Here is a 19,963-nt window from a genome sequence, read left to right as displayed (position 1 = left end):
AATTGTTTTATGATGTTTGTCCTAAACATAACAATTTTATTTTGAACTGACTATAGTTCTGTAGTGTTTCTAGTGATCGGTCTGGAAATACCGTGTCTATAAATATTTTTGTGAGTACTTCTACTAAATTATTTTGAATAGCAAGCTCATAGAATGAATTACCATCAGAAGAAAAATAATTAAGATAAGAGTTTTCTTTCTCTTGATAGAAATTTAGTGTTTTTCCGAAATTTTTAAGGTCGGTTTTTAGTTTATACATATTAGTCCATCATCTTTGATTCAGATATATAGAACAACCTTGCCGTAGCGAGGCTTTTTAGTCCTGATAGTAGCGGATATACTTGTGCGACCACTGGTTTGCGGTGACTTTGCTAGGCAGGTTATCGAGGCAACAGGAACACGGCTAGCAATTAGCCACCGCGCCAGTGGACGTGCAAGATATGAGCAGATAGCAGGATCAGCTACAACAACCAATCCCACTTAAAACCAATCCTACAAATTCGGATTTAACCACTTCTCAGCCGTTTTCATATCCCAACCTTTACGCTCAGCATAACTCTCTAACTGATCACGGCTAATTTTTCCGACATTGAAGTACTCACTATCAGGATGCGAGTAATAGAATCCGCTGACCGATGACGCAGGCCACATCGCATAGCTTTCAGTTAGCGTCGTACCAATCGCATCTACCGTACCGAGCCAATCAAATAACTTGCCTTTTTCCGTATGCTCAGGACAGGCAGGGTAGCCAGGCGCAGGGCGGATACCGACGTATTTCTCTTTGATCATCTCATCATTGGTGAGTGACTCAGTCGGCTGATAGCCCCAGTATTCTTTACGGATGAGCTCATGTAAATGCTCGGCGAATGCTTCGGCTAAACGGTCAGACAGCGCCTGTACCATGATGGCATTATAGTCATCACCTGCTGCTTTATACTTTTCAGCGAGTGTTTCTGTACCGACGATTGAGACGGTAAAGCCGCCTAAGTGATCGGTATGCGTCTCTGATGGCGAGATGAAGTCTGCCAAGCTAAAGTTTGGCTTGCCACTAGCTTTGTCGCTTTGCTGACGTAAGTGCTCAAACTGATACGTTGGGCTGCCACCATTCTGTGGATCGTTATCATATACAGTCACGGTGTCTGCGCCAGTACGGCGCGCGGGCATGAGTTTAAACACTCCTTTCGCTACGATTGATTTTTCATCAATCATCTTTTGTAGCAGCTCTTCGGCATTTTCAAACAGATCACGAGCTGCTTCACCAACCACATCATCTTGTAATATTTTCGGGTATTTACCGCTCAGACCCCAAGAGATAAAGAATGGTGTCCAGTCAATATAAGGCAGCAAGTTGGCGATTGGATAGTCATCCAATATCACTTGTCCTAGTTTATTTGGCACTGGTGGCACATAGGTTTCCCAATCATACTGAAAACCAATCTTGACCGATTCGGCATACGTGACCTTCGCCGCTTTTGGTTGACGCTTGGCAAGGCGTTCACGTACTTTGGCATACTCTTCGCGGGTTTCATCGATAAGCGCTTGACGGTGTTCTTTGGAGAGCAATTTGGTGACTACACCGACTGAACGTGAGGCATCGGATACATAGATGACGGCATCATTTTGGTATTGTGGCTCGACTTTGACCGCGGTATGCGCTTTGGAGGTCGTTGCACCGCCAATCATCAAGGGTAGCGTCATGCCGCGCTCTTGCATTTGCTTGGCGACATAGACCATCTCATCAAGACTTGGGGTAATCAGACCTGATAAGCCAATGATATCGACTTCTTCTGCGATAGCGGTATCGAGGATTTTTTCACACGGCACCATGACGCCTAGATCGACGATATCATAGCCATTACAGCCCAGCACCACGCCGACGATGTTTTTGCCGATATCATGCACATCGCCTTTGACCGTTGCCATGAGGATTTTGCCTTTCTTTTCACCTTCTACTTTTTCCGCTTCGATATACGGATTTAGCCACGCAACGGATTGTTTCATCACGCGAGCTGATTTGACCACTTGTGGTAAGAACATTTTACCAGCGCCAAATAAGTCGCCAACGATATTCATCCCGTCCATCAATGGCCCTTCGATGACTTCTAGCGGCTTGGGGTATTTCTCCCATGCTTCTTTGGTATCGGCTTCGATAAAGGTAGTGATGCCTTTGACCAGTGCATGGGCGATGCGTTCTTCTACCGTGCCTTCGCGCCAGCTCATATCAACGGTGCTGTCTTTTTTCTTACCACCGTTTTGGTAGTTCTCAGCCACAGTCATCAGACGTTCGGTGGCGTCTTGACCGCTCTCACCTTGGTTGCGGTTGAGCATCACATCTTCGATGGCGTCACGAGCTTCCTTTGGAATATCATCGTACAGTTCAAGCATGGCAGGATTGACGATACCCATCGTCAGACCATTCTGAATCGCATGATAGAGGAATACGGAGTTGATGGCTTCACGGATAGGGTTACCACGGAAACTAAACGAGACGTTAGAGACACCGCCGGATACCATTGCATTGGGCAAGTTATCGGTAATCCATTTGGTGGCGTTGATAAAGTCCGCACCGTAGTTGTTATGCTCAGTGATACCAGTGGCAACGGCAAAAATGTTCGGATCAAAGATAATATCTTCAGAAGGGAAGCCCACTTCGTTAACCAACACATCATAGCTGCGCTGACAAATCTGAATCTTACGCTCGTAAGTATCGGCTTGACCGTCTTCATCAAATGCCATGACGATCACGGCGGCACCGTAGCGCATACAAAGCTTGGCACGCTCAACGAACTCAGCATGACCTTCTTTTAATGAGATAGAGTTGACGACGGACTTGCCTTGGATACGCTTAAGACCTTCTTCGATGATGTCCCATTTAGACGAGTCAATCATCAGCGGTACGCGGCTAATATCAGGTTCACCAGACACGAGGTTGACGAAATGAATCATTGCTTGCTTGGAGTCGAGCATGCCTTCGTCCATATTGATATCGACGATTTGCGCGCCGCCTTCGACCTGATCTCGTGCCACATCGAGCGCTTCGGTGTAGGCTTCGGTTTTAATCAAGCGTAAAAACTTTTTAGAGCCTGTCACGTTGGTACGTTCACCCACGTTGACGAACAAGCTATCTGCATTAATGGTAAATGGCTCAAGACCTGACAAACGGCAGGCAGGTGGGATATCTGGAATGATGCGCGGTGGATAATTTGCCACCATTTTAGCGATTTGGCGGATATGCTCAGGCGTCGTACCACAACAGCCACCAACGATGTTTAAAATACCCGCTTTGGCAAAGCCTTCGAGTAGGGCGGCGGTTTGTTCGGCTGTTTCATCATATTCACCAAACTCGTTGGGCAGACCTGCGTTTGGATGCGCGGACACATAGGTATTAGCAATGTTCGACAGTGTTTGAATGTGTGGACGCAGCGCATCGGCGCCTAATGCGCAGTTAAAGCCAACCGATAATGGCTTGGCATGGCGAATTGAGTTATAAAAGGCTTCGGCGGTTTGACCTGATAGCGTTCGACCTGAGGCATCGGTAATGGTGCCCGAAATCATAATTGGTAGCTCAAAACCAATGTCATCAAACACGCCCGTAATGGCAAAGATTGCGGCTTTGGCATTTAGCGTATCAAATATTGTTTCGATGAGGATGAGATCAACACCACCTTCTATCAGGCATAAAGTCGCTTCACGGTAATTTAGTACCAACTCATCAAAGGTAATGTTACGAAAAGCTGGGTCATTGACGTCCGGTGATAGCGAGCACGTGCGTGAGGTTGGCCCTACGACACCAGCGACAAAACGCGGTTTCTCAGGCGTTTTTGCCGTAAATTCATCCGCCGCTTCACGGGCAATCTTGGCTGCTGTCTTATTCAGCTCAGGCACTAGATACTGCATATCGTAGTCAGCCATCGACAGACGCGTACCGTTAAAGGTATTGGTCTCGATAATATCTGCACCAGCTAGCAGATGATCGTGATGAATGTCTTTAATCATGTGCGGCTGTGTCAGTACCAATAAATCATTGTTACCGCGTACGTCTTGATTGATATCGGCAAAACGCTCACCACGATAATCTGCTTCTTCTAATTTATAGGTCTGAATCTGTGTACCCATCGCCCCATCTAACATCAAAATGCGTGATGCCATTTGCTCGGTGATACGGGCACGTGCCGTCAATTGCTGCTCTTTATAAGGAAACACGGCAGGTGGCGTTAAAATAAAGTCATCAGCGGATGATGGATTAGAAGTAGGATCAGATTGAGAAGTCATCGTTTGAGTCATAGGAGCGCTGCTTATATCGTCAATGTTATAAAAGGGGAAGTAATAAGAATAAGAAATAGCGTGCAACATTCATAAAAGGCGTGGGCAAATCCGCATTATTCTAGCATGAAAATCATACCTCACGTGGGACAGTACTTATTCCTCTTTGGCAATATACTAGACAAAAAATCTGCCTACTGATTGAGTGAGCATGATGTTCAAAGTTTATGGCATTAAGCGATTAGGAACAAATGAATATCATTTCGCTTAAAGATTATATAAAGCTTTGTTTCTGCAAATGAAAGCACAACGATTGTGCTTAAAAGTCAGACAGAGTTTACACCTGTACTACAAAAAGTTGCGTAAAGAGGAATTGATAAAGCTTGGTTATATGTTAATTTAATTTCAGAAGGATTGGCGTTTCATAAGCAATACTTACTAGTAAATGTTAATAGTTGTATTAGTGACATCTAACATTTACCACTATTATTAGCGCTAGTATTTGCTATAAGGGAAGACGATCTAATCTGCAAGACAGTTATAGAACAGTCAATAAATACTCAATCATTAAGGATAATGTTATGAAGCTTACTAAAATTGCTACCATCGGTACATTAGTACTCTCAATCGCTGGTTTAAGCGCTTGTAATAATATGATGCCAAGCAAAAGCGCAGCCATGAAAGCGCCTATGCACAGTCAATCTATGGCAAAAATGAACGTGGTACAAGTTGCCCAAAGTAATCCTGACTTCTCGCTACTGGTCGAAGCCGTCGTAGCGGCAGATTTGGCCGGTGCTTTGTCTAACCCGAATGCAAACTATACAATATTTGCGCCGACCAATGCCGCATTTGTACAAGTTCTGCAAGAAACAGGCATGAGCAAAGCACAACTATTTGCCAACAAGCCGCTATTGACTAAGATTTTAGGCTATCACGTGATTAATGGTGCTGCGCCAGTATATGCGAAAGACGTTAAACCGGGCAATATTACTATGTTCAGTAAAGATACTCTGATGGTCACCAATCAGGGCAAATTGATGGACGAAAATGGTCGTACTACCAATATTATAAAAACCGATATTGCTGCTAATAACGGCGTAGTACATGTTATCGATAGAGTATTATTGCCCAAATAAGATAGATTTCAAAATTACAGTTAAAGAATTATATCCCTATTACTTTGTATGATGAAGCTGGTATGAGTACCAGCTACCGTCTTTGATGACATGATTGTTAAATACACGCTATTTTAATTGCCAATTGTTTTAGATGAAGCTCCTTTAGATGACACTGCTGGCATTTAGAATATTTGAGATATTTTTTGAGCATGTCATCATTATTGTTTAACACTACGACAATAAACGACAGTCATCTTTGTTTCTTGTTGAAAGCTTTGATCATTTAACAGTTTCAATCATCCGACTTCAATCATTCGACGGATGCTACTGACAAAGTAGATGGTTCATCTGAACTCATATATAAGGATATAATCATGCTAAAAAGAACCCTATTATCTCTGGCGCTTGCCATGACCGTTTTGCCGCTAGCCGCTAGCCGCTTGTAATGACGATGACAATGATTTTTCAGTTGTTGTAGAAGCGCCAACACAAAATATTGCAGAAATTGCTGCTGAAAATAAAGATTTAACCATTCTTAACGCTGCATTAAAGGCGTCTGGACTTGATAAAGTTTTGATGTCATCAGAGGATGAATTTACTGTATTTGCACCTACTGATGCTGCATTTGCTGAATTATTGGAAGAGCTTGATGTGACATCAGAAGAGTTATTGGCTGACAAAGAGCTATTAACCATGGTCTTAACTTATCATGTTATTCCCAATATGACAGTCAAAGCTGCTGACATTCCTTATGGCGACAGTATCGAAACAGTCAATGGTCAAGCGTTCTCTATTAGTGATGCCAATATCATTATGGATGCAAGTGGGGATACCTCTAAAATTATCAAAACAGATGTATTGGCCACTAATGGCGTCATTCACCTCATTGACGACGTATTGCTACCTACTGACAAGTCTATAGTCGATCTAGCCGTTGCCACAGAGGATCTCAGTATCCTCAAAGAAGCGGTGGTAGCAGCAGGATTGGCTGATGCCCTCGCTGATGAAGACGCTGACCTTACCGTCTTTGCACCAAACAATGCCGCTTTTGCTAAATTATTAGCTGAACTTGAGATAAGTAAAGAACAGCTATTACAAGATAAGCCGCTGTTGACGAAAGTGCTCACCTATCACGTGATTGAAGACGACCGCGTCTTTGCCTCTGAAATTATGGCAGGCAGTCAAGAGATGCTGGAAGGCAGCAGCATCACATTTGACGATAAAAAACAAATTACCGATGGGAGAGATCGTACCTCTAATATCGTGACCGCGAATATACAAGCGAACAATGGAGTTGTACACGTGATCGATACAGTGTTGCTACCTAAGTAAGCATTAATCCGAAATTAATCAGTTAAAATTATAGTTATTGGTATAGCAGAGGCGACATTATTACTATTGTTTAGTTGCTATCATTTGCAACAGATAAGTGGTTCGCTGTTATATACATTAACTGGGTTAAGTTATTTGTCAAACAAGTCACTTAACAGACCATCCCTTTATAAGGAAATACTTATGTTGAAGAAAAACTTACTTTCTATTGCTGTCGTTACAGCTGCCATGTCATTAGCCGCTTGTAATGATAAAGAAGCAGCTACTGATCCTGTTGAGCCTGAAGTGACTACTGAAGAAGTGGTTGTAGAGCCGGTTGCCGAAGTTGAGCCAATGACTGAAGCCGATCCAATGGTCGATACTGCTGCGACGCAAAGCATTGCTGAAATAGCAGCTGGCAACGAAAATCTAACGATTCTAACGGCTGCATTACAAGCTGCTGGCTTAGATACAATGATGATGGATGCTGGGACTTATACGGTATTTGCACCAACTGATGATGCATTTGCTCCTGTTTTAGAGAAGCTAGGCGTTACTAAAGAAGAGCTATTAGCCGATACAGATCTACTGAAAAAAGTACTTCCGTATCACGTAGTGCCTATGGTCGTTATGGCAGCTGACATTCCTTATGGTACTGATGTTGCTACTGTAAATGGTGCTACTATCAATATTAGTGATGCTAATGTCATCACTGATGCGACTGGTAACACGGCTAATATTACTGGTACAGATATCATGGCAACGAACGGTGTGGTTCACACTATCGATGCAGTATTGATGCCTGAGTAAGTTGTTTCTATAGTCTCTTTATTGATGATTAATTAATTATTTAAATAATGACGTCGAAGAAGCCTAGCTATTGAGCTGGGCTTTTTTGCGTTTGGGGGATACCTAATGTTTACCATAGCATTGATATAAGTCAGTCGCATGAAAACGGTTCAATGTAGTGGAGAGTAAGATAAACAGCCTCTCATTGGTTCACACTAATGCAAATCTAAAGATGAATGATGAATGCAAAGGTTTAAAACAAAAAAGCCCGAAACGATGGTTTCGGGCCTTTGTTTTGGAGGCTTGAATAACAATTATGTTAAAGAATAATAGCTACGTTATAGGATATTACTTATGCTCTTTACGTAGTGGATCTGCTGCCATTCTTTGTTGCTCTTTTAGATGACGCTCTTCCCAATAAGGGGCGTTTTTGATGCCGAATTTTGCAGGATCAAAACTGTAGCGCTCAACACCTGCTTTACGCTGTGCTTCATAGTCTTTTAGCATAGTAAGCGTTGGACGAGCCACAATGAAGATGACCAAAATACCAACGATGTTCAACCAAGCCATAAGCCCAACACCAATATCACCAATAGCCCAAATGTAGCCAGCTGAGTTTAGGCCGCCGTAAGCAACCATCACCATGATTAAGATTTTGACTAAGAATAGACCAGTCTTGTTGGCACTGCGACCGACAAAGCGCGTTAGATAAGCAACGTTCACTTCGGCGATGTAGTAGTAAGCCAAGATAGTGGTAAAGGCAAAGAAGAAGACAGCAATAGCGATAAAGGTGTTACCAAAACCACCATAAACAGATTCCATCGCCATTTGCGTGAATGCAGGGGCGTTGATTTCAGTGGTAGCAGCGACATTCTGTACGATGAACTGACCGTCTGGTAATGTTCCTTGAATGTTATAAGTACCCATTGTTAGGATCATGAAGGCAGTAGCAGAACATACTAATAGGGTATCGACATATACTGAGAATGCCTGAACCAAACCCTGCTGTGATGGGTGCTCAACTTCAGCAGCAGCAGCAGCATGAGGACCTGTACCTTGACCTGCTTCATTTGAGTAAATACCACGTTTTACGCCCCAACCAATCGCTGCACCAAAACCTGCTTGAGCAGTAAATGCATCGCTAACGATTAGACCGAATACTTGTGGAATCATATCAAAGTTAGTAAACATGATGATTAGTGCAAGAACGATATAGCCCAATGCCATAAAAGGAACGGCATACTCGGTAAACGTTGCGATACGCTTGATACCACCAAAGATGATAATACCTAATACCACAAGGATAATGGCTAAGGCTACTAGACGCATTGAGCCAACTTCTAAGGCGCCAATGCTCATAACAGACCCTTCGCCCATTACCTGTGCGAAAGCATTGATAACGCCGTTTGCCTGTACACCTGGTAAAAATATACCACAAGCGAGGATAGATGAGATTGCAAAGAGGATGCCATACCATTTTTGGCCAAGTGCGCGCTCAAAATAGTAAGCTGGGCCACCGCGATATTCGCCAGTGATGACATCTTTTTCTTTGTAAATCTGTGCGAGCGTAGACTCAACATAAGCAGTAGATGCGCCTAAGAAGGCCACGACCCACATCCAAAATACGGCACCTGGGCCACCGAAGCCGATAGCCGCAGCTACCCCAGCGATGTTACCCATACCCACGCGTCCTGCGAGTGATACGGCAAGTGCCTGAAATGATGAAATACCTTGATCACTAGATTTACCAGTAAAAAGTAACTTGATCATTTCACCGAACAGACGCACTTGTACGAAGCGCGTCATAATGGAATAAAATAGGCCCGCGCCCAAGCACAGATAGATCAGTGCGGGGCTCCAGATAATTCCGTTTACTAAGTTAACTAAACCTTCCATATGTATATTCCTAGTACTGTCTCAAAGTGGCTCTGTATGCTAGGAGTAAGCTAACTGGTTAACTTACTTATTTAAGTTAAGCAGTTAAATTATCTACATTGACTCATGTATATCCGTTAAGTCTCATACGCGCTTAGCCACTAAGAATGGACTGTAGTTGTCTGTAGTTATCCGCTTGGTTTATCAGTAATATTGACAGTTTGCTTAAGCTTATTACCGACGATATGCGTATCAGCATAGTTGCAAGGCGTAAGCTGTCTCAATTAATGCGACATTTATCTTATCACTTAATATCTCAGATGAATGTTCATTAGACCGGTGGATAAAACAGGCGGTTATAATATTAAATACTTATCATGCCGATAGCATTCAACTTTTTGTGAGCGGTATCGATTGACTACAGGGTTGGTGTGGCTGATTGAAACGATTAAGCGAATCTCTAATAATTGAGTAATATTTTACATAGAAATCAACAACTCGCTAATACTAATCAAGCCATAAGTCCACTACCAAATGTATTCAAACCGTACGGCTACGTAACTGCAATTTGCCATATTTTTGTAGTAATTACTAGAATTTTCTTTGTACAGAAGCATATATATTCATATTGAGTCAGGCAGATATGACTACAAATAACGATAAAATATCGCACGTTTTGACCGTTGTTAGATATCGAATCAATAGATAAAGCCACATCGACTACACAAAAATAGAGCGGTTATTCATCGCTCATCTATCATTCCTCTATGCTGGACAAGGTATGCACTAAAGATAATGCTAGTGGTTCGATGATATTTGTGAGGTAGATATTATCAATGATAGATAGTAAAAACGAGTAATAGTCATGGGATAGCAGTGTGGTTTTGCGGTTGTGTTTTGGTAACGGCTAATTGTAAAAATACCGAGATAGCGCCATCATTGTGTAAGATATCTTATCCTATAGGTTTGTTTCGTTGATAAGACGAGAGCATAGGGCGGCATACGATTGCTATCGTACTCATTAACTGCTGTTTTTATGTTTAGTGTGGCTTTAATATAAGTGATGTGCCTTTATTATAAAAAATATACGGCTTCAATATAAATAGACATACATTTGCATGACCTCATGTATCAGCTTCAAAATACAAACTTTAAAAAATTATTAAAAAAGTGTTACTGGCTATTTATTATTTACCATTATTAGGAGAAACAATGATGACGCGTCAATCAATTGTAAAACCCATATTGCTCGCGACCGTGTTAGCGACGTCTACCGTCGGTCTAAGCGGTTGTGGCTACAACAACCTGCAGGCTCAAGATGAGCAAGTTACCGCGTCGTGGTCAGAAGTGGTGAACCAATATCAACGCCGCGCTGATTTGGTGCCAAACTTAGTCAAAGTCGTGCAGCAGTATGCTGAGCAAGAACAAGAAGTGTTTACTCAAGTAGCTGAGGCACGCTCTCGTGCTGGTAGCATTACTGTGACGCCAGAGGTACTGAATGATCCAGAAGCGATGGAGCGTTATGCAGCTGCACAGGAACAGATGACAGGTGCATTATCGCGTTTGATGGCTGTCTCTGAACGTTATCCTGAGTTAAAGTCAGATGCTTTGTTCCAAGACTTACAAGCCCAGCTCGAAGGCACTGAAAACCGTATTGCCGTCGCTCGTAACCGTTATATTCAAGAAGTGCAAAACTATAATACGACGGTGCGCCAATTCCCAACCAACATTACAGCAAAAGTATTTGGTATGAATGCCAAGCCAAACTTTAGCGTGGCGAATGAAGACGCTATTTCAACCGCACCAAGTGTTGACTTCGGTGATGATAAGTCAGCGACAGCTGAATAGTGGTGATTGAGTAGAGATGAAAACAGAGCGGAGTTTGCCGCTCTGTTTGTTTAAATTTTTATCGTTTAGCTTAGTTAGCCACTAGTTTGCTTAGCCACATTTTTAAAGGTATTGATGGATATGAATGCCTATTAAATGAATATTAAATCCAAAAAGTACGATTAGCTATGTCAAATTTGGTTTCTTTGCTATGCTAATTTTTGGAAATGGTATCACGTAGATTCACTCAGTACAGATGTCACTTGAGGTGGTATAGATTAGATGAACAATTCAAAAGCAATCCTATCAGTATTACTGTTCACACTCAGCGTCAGTAGTGCGCCTGTGTTGTATGCTGCGCCTAATGAAGCCATTGATAGCACCTCAGACATGCAAAGTCGTAGTGTTGAGGATTTGGTAGCGATTGCCAAAGCGGGCGAGTCTAATGAAGCGATCAATGACGCTGTATTGGGTAACGAAGCCATTAATGATGCCATTTTAGGCAATGATGCGATCAACCCTAATGCCGCTAATAATGAGGCAACAGTTGGGTCAACAGCCGCAAATTCTTCTCCTATACAGTCAAATGCACCCAGTGTCGATGCAGATAAGCTCATATTAAATAATCCTGTCGTTGATCAGGCTAATATTCTAAATCCGCAAGAAAAACAGCGTCTAGAGGCGCAGCTTAGAAATATTTATCAGCAAGGTCTTGCCCAAGCAGCGGTGGTTATCGTTCCTACAACCAATGGTGTTCCTATCTTTGACTATGCTCTACAAGTAGCTGAGAAGTGGCAGCTGGGCAATAAAGACATCGATGATGGCTTACTCATGGTAGTCGCCGTCAATGACCGTGATATGTACATTTTGACGGGTTATGGACTAGAGGGTGTCTTACCAGATGCTGCCGTCAATCGTATTATTCGTGAAGATATCACGCCGTTATTTAAGCAAAATAACTATGGTGCTGGGATAATAGCTGGCGTTGACGCACTCAAAACGCGGCTGACTGCTGATCCTGAGGTATTGGCTCGTGCTGATGCGCAAGCAGCTGAGCGTAGTGCACAACAAGGTTCAGACGAGCTACCATCGCCCATATTTTTATTCATTATGGCAATGATATTTGGAAGCTTTATTACCAGTATTTTTGGTCGTGTATTTGGTTCTATTATTACTGCTGGTGGGTTTTTTGCGGGATCGTTAGCCTTAGGCGGTGGTTTTTTTATGACCGTTATCATGGCTATCTTCTTATGGCTATTTTTGATTTCACGAGGTGGCGGCGGTGGTAAAGGTGGATCTGGCGGCGGTCGTAGAGGCGGCGGTATGATATTCCTACCTGGTATGGGCGGAGGCGGCGGCTTTGGCGGTGGTGGTTTCGGCGGCGGCGGCTTCGGTGGTGGCGGCGGTGGTTTTGGCGGCGGCGGTGCTGGTGGCTCGTGGTAGACGCTTGGTAGATGCTTAAGTAAGAACAGATACTAAACGACCGTCAGCAATGACGTATTTGAGGAAATAGTAAAATGTCAGAAAACAACGCGTCAAATCCCAGTTTTGCCCGCTGGTGGCGTCAAGTCTTATTTATTCCTATATTGCATAGTAAATGGTTAACAGCAGCGGCCAAAGCACGTTTGACAGACGAGGTGACCCGTGCAGAGCGAGGGCATCGCGGTGAGGTGTTTTTGATTGTAGAAAACCATCTGCCGATTCAAGAGGCCTATTATATTGGCTGTCGCGAACGTGCGATTGAGCTGTTTAGCGAGTATCGAGTTTGGGATACTGAAGAGAATACAGGCGTCTTGGTGTATGTCAATATTTGCGAGCATCAGTTAGAGATCGTAGCTGATCGTGGTATCAGTGCTCATGTCAGCCCCACCGTTTGGCGGGCGATGTGTGACAAGGCTGTGTCAGGTATTGCCAATCAAAAAACCGAAGAAAGCCTGGCTGAATTGTTAGATGAAGTTGGGCAAGTGCTGCGTCAGTATTATCATTTAGAGCAGGATCCAGCGGGTAACGAGTTGTCTGATACTGTGGTGTTTTTGAAGTAACGTTGATGAGGGAATCTGATGGCTTGTTATTTTGCTAGCATCGTGTTCTTTTATAGGGTTTAGGCATCAATTACAATATAATAGCGCCTCTAGAAATCGAGGGTGACTGATATATTTCTCAAGCGTCTATACAGGCTTTGCATTTATAAAGGCATTTCTCAAAAGCACTTCTCAAAAGTACTCTACTACAAAAAGCCGTCACTGGAATCCTATGATTGATTTAATAAAGAAATTACCAAAAGCTGAGTTGCATTTACATATTGAAGGCTCACTAGAACCTGAGCTGATGTTTAGATTGGCCAAAAAGAACCAGATAGAGATTCCTTATAAAGATATAGAAGATGTGCGCAATGCCTACAACTTCACCAACTTGCAAACCTTTTTAGATATCTACTATGCAGGCGCAAATGTCCTGATCACTAAAGATGATTTTTATGATTTAACGTGGGAATATATACTTAAGTGTGTTGAAGATAACGTCATTCACACAGAGATATTTTTTGACCCGCAGACGCATACTGAACGAGGCATACCTTTTGAAGTGGTGATAACGGGCATCAAAGAAGCGCTTGCAGATGCCAAAGAAAAATATGGTATCACCTCTTGTATTATCATGTGTTTCCTAAGGCATTTATCACAAGAAGAAGCGTTTGAGACGTTGGAGCAAGCACTGGCATTCAAAGATGACATCATCGGTGTCGGTCTTGATTCGTCGGAGCTGGGCAATCCACCATCGAAATTCAAAGATGTCTTCAAAAAAGCTAAAGAAGCAGGTTTTAAGCTGGTCGCCCATGCTGGTGAAGAGGCAGACTTTTCGTACATTTATGAAGCACTGGACTTATTAAATATCAATAGAATTGATCATGGTGTGCAATCGATAAAAAGCCCAGAGTTGATGCAAAGACTGAAAGATGAGCAAATGCCGCTGACCGTTTGCCCGAACTCAAATATTGAGCTAAAAGTCTTTGATAATTACAAAGAACACAATATCAAGGAGCTGCTAGATTATGGTCTAAATATCACCATAAACTCAGACGACCCAGCCTATTTCAAAGGTTATATGAATCAGAACTTCATAAATATATGCGAAAATTTACCGCTAACAGAAGATGATGTTGTTACTTTGGTAAAGAACTCCTTTAATGCCTCATTTATTAGTGATGAATTAAAAGCAGCATATTTGGCGAAAGTTGATCTGGCACTAAAGTAAATCAACTATGATTAGGTTTTAGTACCCGAGGCTTAACGGTTGATATCAATCGTTAAGCCTTTTCTTTTTTACACGGTATGCTTTTTAGGTTCAAGGGACCTAAGTTCAGGTGACTTAAGTTCAAGCGACTAGAGCGCAGTGATTTTCTGGATTAATAACGGCATAATCACACCAGCTTTTTCCGCTAAGCTGATATCCACAATAGTATTCGGCGTTGGATTGGGATTTATCTCAATAATTTTGGCACCATTTTGCTTCGCTAACTGTGCGAGTCCAGCGGCAGGATAGACGAGGCTGGAGGTACCAATACTGATAAATACCTCGCAATTCGCCGCCGCATCTTCTGCTGTTTGCCATGCTTGTACTGGTAATGCTTCGCCAAACCAAACGATATCTGGTCTGATATAGCCATCGCAATGGCGACAGGTCATCAGTGTGTCATCAAAATTGATTGTATCCTCACTATGATACGAACCCCTCGATTGACTTTGGCAGACTGTCTCGCATTGACTACAGCGGTTATGCCACAGATTGCCATGCAAATGAGTTACCGTACTGCCAGCTTGCTCATGTAAGTCATCAACATTTTGAGTGATAAGCGTTAATGATTGATTGGACGACTGAGTATGGTATTGCCACTGCGCTAAGGCAAAATGTGCAGGATTCGGTTTTTTATCTGCGACCAATTGCCTGCGCCATTGATACCATGACCACACCAGTTTTGGATCACGAGTGAAAGCCTCAGGTGTCGCCAAGTCTTCCACACCATAGTTTTCCCACAATCCTGTTTGCTTATCTCGAAAAGTTGGAATGCCACTTTCGGCTGAAATCCCTGCACCCGTTAAGATGCAAATATGCTGCTTGGATGTCAATAATTTAGCAGCAAGTTCTACTTCTGCTATTAACGCTGGTGATAATTCTGCTAACATGAGCCAACCCTTGCTAATAATGGATATCTCTTCTAATGATAGATGGAATTTGGTGGCTTGTCATATTGTTTGCCGTTATTGCCGCTTTATGGTTGTTGGCAAAGTCACGCGGCGTAAAAGTGGGTGAGACAATTCATAATAAATCGTCTAAAAGCGTGAAAAAACCTATTAATGACGACCTGCAAAAAACATCCGTGCTGATCAAACAGTATTTTCCTGATTATCGAGTCACACGCAAGACCAATCATTTATTGCTCAGTAAACAAGATAAAAAAATTGCAATGATTACGATGGATAAGAAAATTGCTTCAGGTCAGCGCCTGTTGGGTAACGTGCCCGTGATTAATTATCATCGTGTGCCTAACCGTGCCCAGCTAGCAGCTAATTTGCAGCAAGCAGAATAGGCGAGTGTTATAAGCAAAATGCCTATCATATAAGAAAGCTGTTTATCAATAGACGAGCACGCACGGCGAAATCCGCAAATATTTTGAGCGCGGGGTTGATGTATATTTGAGATTTAGGGTGATACTAAGGAAGGATGAAACAAATATTATAAATACGATGATTGGTGCGCTCGGCGGGAGTCAACCAAAAAACCTAAGATATTGATAAATAAAGTTAATTAAAATATATTTATTTATATGCACAACAGTATGTACAACATCTTGTCATCGTTACTCTATGTTTGAACCGTAGAAAAATACCATAATCTCTTACAAAATAATTATGATAGTGAGAATAATTTATCTAATTTTAGCAATTAATATCTTATAAGCCGACTCAATCCATGCTTGCTCACTAGCATAACCGTTTAATACTGGATCGAAGTCAAAGCTATTATTTTCAAAAACTGTTGTCGCTAGATCATTTGCTAGTATATATTCAAGGTCTTGAACTACGCTGTTTAATATCTCTATATTCTCTTTAATCACAAAACGCATAAGTACGTCCTTATCATTCGCTTTATGATCAGAATACTCTGCCCGCCAATCTTGATAGAAGTAAGCATCCATCAAATATATAAATGTATTTATTATAATGTTTCCTAGTAAATAATTCTTTTGGTCATACGTTTTCGTGCAATGGTGAGTCTTTTGATAGTAATGATTAGTGATTATAGCTATCTGCTTTTCGCTCCTAAATTTATGTAATGTTTAGGACAAAAATTAGCTTACACAGGATTGCTTATAAGCAGTATACTTTTCGGCTCATTCATAAACAAAAGTGGAAAAATATGAAAGCATGGTTAGTCAATACGAACACAAAAGGAGAGAATGGCAATCCTAACGGCTTCAAATATATGTTAAGACAAAATAAAGCCTCTGCCTATTATGATCGAGCATCCGAAGTAGATAAGATTAAAAAAAGCGATCTTGTGTTGTTGTACCATAATGATAATCGAATTATTGCGGTTGGTGCTGTTGTTAATCATTATGAAGGTCATGACTATGAAGTTTTGAACGAAGTAGAGCATTGGGTGGATGTAAACTGGCTATGGAAAGCCAGTTTTGATGATAACTTCGTGCCAACTAATTCTATCAATAGAAATAAACTTGGCATTACGATGGTAAATGGAACAGTGGTTAATGTCACTGATCAAGTTGACTATAAGGCTTTATTCGAAGAAATAGCCATGAAGCAACAATTTTAAACATCACTACATGAAGTGAATGGCTGTAATGAAGCCGAGATATGATGTAACCCTATAAGTGTCAATTTAGATACCTATAGGGTTTTTTATTGTGCCCGTTAAGGAGTAGTTAATTGCTATAAACTATCATTACTCTAGCTATATATGGCATTTAATAATTTTCTATCTTCAACACCTGCCATGTCTGTAACTCACCTATATACCTGATATAATTTCGAGAACTTTACTAAGTTTTTATCCTTGCCCAACAAACAATAAGAAACTCTAATGACCAAAAACTTCTCTCAAACAGCGGCTTTCATCTGGTCTGTCGCTGATCTATTACGTGGTGACTTTAAGCAATCTCAATACGGCCGCATCATCTTGCCATTCACACTACTGCGCCGCCTAGAGTGCGTATTAGCAGACACTAAAGCTGCTGTGGTGGCTGAGAGTGAGCGTATCGCTGAAAAAGGTCTGCCAGAGGAAGCACAAGAGAAGTTCATCATTCGTGCCAGTACGCATGCGTTTTATAATACTTCGCCCATGGATTTGAGCAAGATGGGTCAGAGCGATATCAAAGACAACTTAAACACCTACGTGCAATCCTTCTCTAAAGACGCGCGTGAGATATTTGAGCACTTTAAGTTTGAGGAGTTTGTCGGGCAACTTGCCGATGCCAACTTGCTTTATAAAGTAGTCCAGAAATTTGCTAATACTGATCTTAGCCCTGACGCTATCTCTAACCATGAAATGGGCTTTGTGTTTGAAGAGCTGATTCGCCGCTTTGCTGAAAGCTCGAATGAAACCGCAGGGGAGCATTTTACCCCGCGCGATATCGTGCGCCTAACTACCTCACTGGTGTTTATGGAAGATGATGATGCGCTGACCAAAGACGGTATCATTCGCACCATTTATGACCCTACGGCAGGGACAGGCGGTTTCCTATCCTCTGGTATGGAATACGTGCTAGAGCTAAACCCTGACGCGGTCATGCGTACCTATGGGCAAGAGCTCAACCCTGAGTCTTATGCTATCTGTAAAGCCGATATGCTGATTAAAGGGCAAGAGGTGAATAACATTAAGCTGGGTAATACGTTGTCTAGTGATCAGCTGGTCGCGGAGAAGTTTGACTACATGCTATCGAATCCACCGTTTGGGGTGGACTGGAAAAAGATATCAGGTGAGATAAATGACGAGCATACGCAAAAAGGCTTTGACGGTCGCTTTGGGGCGGGCTTGCCGCGTGTGTCTGATGGTTCGCTATTGTTCTTGATGCATTTGATTAGCAAGATGCGTCCGATTGTCAGTCAGGGGCAAGGTGAGACTGAAACCACTGATAGCAGCACTCCAAGCAGTGCAAACAGCAATCAAGGCAGCCGTATCGGTATCATCTTAAATGGCTCACCGCTATTCACAGGCGGCGCAGGTAGTGGCGAGAGTGAGATTCGCCGCTACATCTTAGAGGCCGATTTGCTTGAGGCTATCATCGCCTTGCCAAACGATATGTTTTATAACACGGGTATTGCTACTTATATCTGGATATTAAGCAATAAGAAAGCGCCTGAGCGCCGTGGCAAGGTGCAATTAATCGACGGTAGCAATCTATACAGCAAGATGCGTAAATCACTGGGCTCTAAGCGTAATGAGATGAGTGAAGATGATATTAAAACCATTACCAAAAGCTTCGGCAACTTTGAGGTGGTCGATGCGCGCGTACTAGATAAGCCAGAAGAAGTGAAATCTAACCGTGGCCGTCAGTCTGCCAATCCTAAATCTGAGCCTGCTAAGACCTTTGCCAGTAAGATATTTGCCACCCATGAATTTGGCTATCGCCGTATCACTATCGAGCGTCCGCTACGTCTATCTGCTCAGCTGTCTGATGATGCTATCGAAACCCTACGTTATGCGCCTAAACCATTCGATATGGTCATGCCAGCGTTATATGACGCCTTTGGTGGTAACTGGACGACTGACAACTATGGTGACCTGTCAAACGTCACACTAGAAGCACGCGCCATGATAAAGGCGGACTTTAGCGAGCTGAAAGAAAGCCAAATCAAAGACGTGCTTGATTCTAAAGTATGGCAGTCGCAGCTTGTATTAATGACCAAAGCCAAAGCATTACAAACGGCTATCGGCGCGCGCCAATTTGATGATTTTAATGAGTTTGAAAGGATGTTTAAACAAGCGTTAAAAGATGCTGATGTGAGTCTTGATACCAAAGAGAAAAAGCAGCTGATGGATGCCATCACTTGGAAGAATCCTGAAGCAGAACCCGTCATCAAAAAAGTGGTCAAAGTTACCAATCCGCTTTATGGGGCATTTAGTTATACTGACCCTGCCAGCAAGACCAAAATAGTGGAGTTCCAAACCGACAGCGACCTACGTGATTATGAAAACGTGCCGCTCAATCCTGAAGTGACGACCACTGAGCTGATTGAAAGTTATTTCGCCCGTGAAGTACAGCCGCATGTGCCTGATGCATGGATCAATGCCGATAAGACAGATGCCATCGATGAAGATATCGGCATTGTAGGCTTTGAGATACCGTTTAACCGTCACTTCTATGTCTATGAGCCACCGCGTCCGCTACAAGAGATTGATGCGGATTTAGATGCGGTAAGTACTGAGATTATGCAGTTATTGGGTGAGGTGCATTCATAATGGCGAAGTATCAGCAATATGCAGAATATAAGGATTCTGGGGTTGAGTGGTTGGGAGAAATTCCTAGAGACTGGATGGCAACAGAGTTAAAGCGCAATTGTAAGGTTACGGATGGTAGTCATCATTCTCCAGCAATTGAGGTTGAGGGGTTACCATTCATATCTGTTACAGATGTTGGTGTAAACAAGATCAACTTTATAGATTCGAAAAAAATATCAGACCAATCTTTTGAACGACTTGTTAAGGAATGAACCGCCCCGGGATTGTCGGAGACCTAATATTCTGAGAGAATACGACAATGA

General features: G+C 42.4%; 15 protein-coding genes. 11 read left to right on the top strand and 4 right to left on the bottom strand.

Annotated elements, in window-relative coordinates; translation table 11 throughout:
- Positions 1–492 precede the first annotated feature (492 nt).
- On the bottom strand, positions 493–4,284 hold the full coding sequence (gene metH, locus I3257_RS13370) for a methionine synthase (RefSeq protein ID WP_238050061.1): 3,792 nt from the start codon (positions 4,282–4,284) through the stop codon (positions 493–495).
- 560 nt (positions 4,285–4,844) lie between these two features.
- Here metH and I3257_RS13365 point away from each other — a divergent pair.
- The 3 genes from I3257_RS13365 (at position 4,845) to I3257_RS13355 (ending at position 7,502) form a co-directional block, all read left to right on the top strand.
- Positions 4,845–5,399 (top strand): fasciclin domain-containing protein, encoded by a 555-nt coding sequence (locus tag I3257_RS13365; protein ID WP_193007855.1) that lies wholly within the window; start codon positions 4,845–4,847, stop codon positions 5,397–5,399.
- 477 nt (positions 5,400–5,876) lie between these two features.
- Positions 5,877–6,713: a fasciclin domain-containing protein gene (locus tag I3257_RS14235; RefSeq protein WP_346014822.1), complete on the top strand. Its 837-nt coding sequence runs from the start codon at positions 5,877–5,879 to the stop codon at positions 6,711–6,713.
- A gap of 183 nt (positions 6,714–6,896) precedes the next feature.
- Positions 6,897–7,502, top strand: a complete 606-nt coding sequence (locus tag I3257_RS13355; protein ID WP_238050060.1) for a fasciclin domain-containing protein — start codon at positions 6,897–6,899, stop codon at positions 7,500–7,502.
- Between the two features lie 327 nt (positions 7,503–7,829).
- On the opposite strand, the gene I3257_RS13350 is transcribed toward I3257_RS13355, so the two are convergent.
- Positions 7,830–9,377 carry an alanine/glycine:cation symporter family protein gene (locus I3257_RS13350; RefSeq protein WP_055125213.1) on the bottom strand — a complete coding sequence of 516 codons (1,548 nt, stop codon included), beginning with the start codon at positions 9,375–9,377 and terminating at the stop codon, positions 7,830–7,832.
- Between the two features lie 1,194 nt (positions 9,378–10,571).
- Between I3257_RS13350 and I3257_RS13345 the strand changes: the two genes are divergently transcribed.
- The 4 genes from I3257_RS13345 to I3257_RS13330 all read left to right on the top strand — a co-directional run bounded on the left by I3257_RS13345 (position 10,572) and on the right by I3257_RS13330 (position 14,435).
- The gene (locus tag I3257_RS13345; protein WP_238050062.1) at positions 10,572–11,204 is read left to right on the top strand and encodes a LemA family protein; all 633 of its coding nucleotides are present in this window, start codon (positions 10,572–10,574) and stop codon (positions 11,202–11,204) included.
- 261 nt (positions 11,205–11,465) lie between these two features.
- The gene (locus tag I3257_RS13340; RefSeq protein ID WP_238050059.1) at positions 11,466–12,626 is read left to right on the top strand and encodes a TPM domain-containing protein; all 1,161 of its coding nucleotides are present in this window, start codon (positions 11,466–11,468) and stop codon (positions 12,624–12,626) included.
- Positions 12,627–12,700: 74 nt separating this feature from the next.
- Positions 12,701–13,225 (top strand): TPM domain-containing protein, encoded by a 525-nt coding sequence (locus I3257_RS13335; protein ID WP_045456157.1) that lies wholly within the window; start codon positions 12,701–12,703, stop codon positions 13,223–13,225.
- Positions 13,226–13,436: 211 nt separating this feature from the next.
- Positions 13,437–14,435, top strand: coding sequence for an adenosine deaminase (locus I3257_RS13330; protein WP_238050058.1), 999 nt, complete (start codon positions 13,437–13,439; stop codon positions 14,433–14,435).
- Positions 14,436–14,563: 128 nt separating this feature from the next.
- On the opposite strand, the gene I3257_RS13325 is transcribed toward I3257_RS13330, so the two are convergent.
- Complete coding sequence (locus tag I3257_RS13325; RefSeq protein ID WP_238050057.1) at positions 14,564–15,364, bottom strand: NAD-dependent deacylase; 801 nt, start codon at positions 15,362–15,364, stop codon at positions 14,564–14,566.
- 35 nt (positions 15,365–15,399) lie between these two features.
- Here I3257_RS13325 and I3257_RS13320 point away from each other — a divergent pair, with 35 nt between their 5' ends.
- Complete coding sequence (locus I3257_RS13320) at positions 15,400–15,768, top strand: hypothetical protein (RefSeq protein ID WP_045454568.1); 369 nt, start codon at positions 15,400–15,402, stop codon at positions 15,766–15,768.
- Positions 15,769–16,107: 339 nt separating this feature from the next.
- On the opposite strand, the gene I3257_RS13315 is transcribed toward I3257_RS13320, so the two are convergent.
- Entirely contained in the window at positions 16,108–16,377 is a 270-nt protein-coding gene (locus tag I3257_RS13315) for a contact-dependent growth inhibition system immunity protein (protein WP_227685422.1), read from the bottom strand.
- Between the two features lie 221 nt (positions 16,378–16,598).
- Here I3257_RS13315 and I3257_RS13310 point away from each other — a divergent pair, with 221 nt between their 5' ends.
- The 3 genes from I3257_RS13310 to I3257_RS13300 all read left to right on the top strand — a co-directional run bounded on the left by I3257_RS13310 (position 16,599) and on the right by I3257_RS13300 (position 19,912).
- Positions 16,599–17,015: a hypothetical protein gene (locus I3257_RS13310; RefSeq protein WP_201601834.1), complete on the top strand. Its 417-nt coding sequence runs from the start codon at positions 16,599–16,601 to the stop codon at positions 17,013–17,015.
- A gap of 267 nt (positions 17,016–17,282) precedes the next feature.
- Positions 17,283–19,661: a class I SAM-dependent DNA methyltransferase gene (locus I3257_RS13305; protein ID WP_238050056.1), complete on the top strand. Its 2,379-nt coding sequence runs from the start codon at positions 17,283–17,285 to the stop codon at positions 19,659–19,661.
- The gene (locus I3257_RS13300; RefSeq protein ID WP_238050064.1) at positions 19,661–19,912 is read left to right on the top strand and encodes a hypothetical protein; all 252 of its coding nucleotides are present in this window, start codon (positions 19,661–19,663) and stop codon (positions 19,910–19,912) included. The genes I3257_RS13305 and I3257_RS13300 overlap by 1 nt, the downstream gene beginning before the upstream one ends.
- Positions 19,913–19,963: the final 51 nt, after the last annotated feature.

Origin of the sequence: Psychrobacter sp. Ps7, assembly GCF_022129225.1 — a bacterium.
Classification (GTDB): Bacteria; Pseudomonadota; Gammaproteobacteria; order Pseudomonadales; family Moraxellaceae; genus Psychrobacter; species Psychrobacter immobilis_A.
Note: the sequence above shows the minus strand (reverse complement) of the source record. Positions and strands in the feature narration are given on the sequence as shown.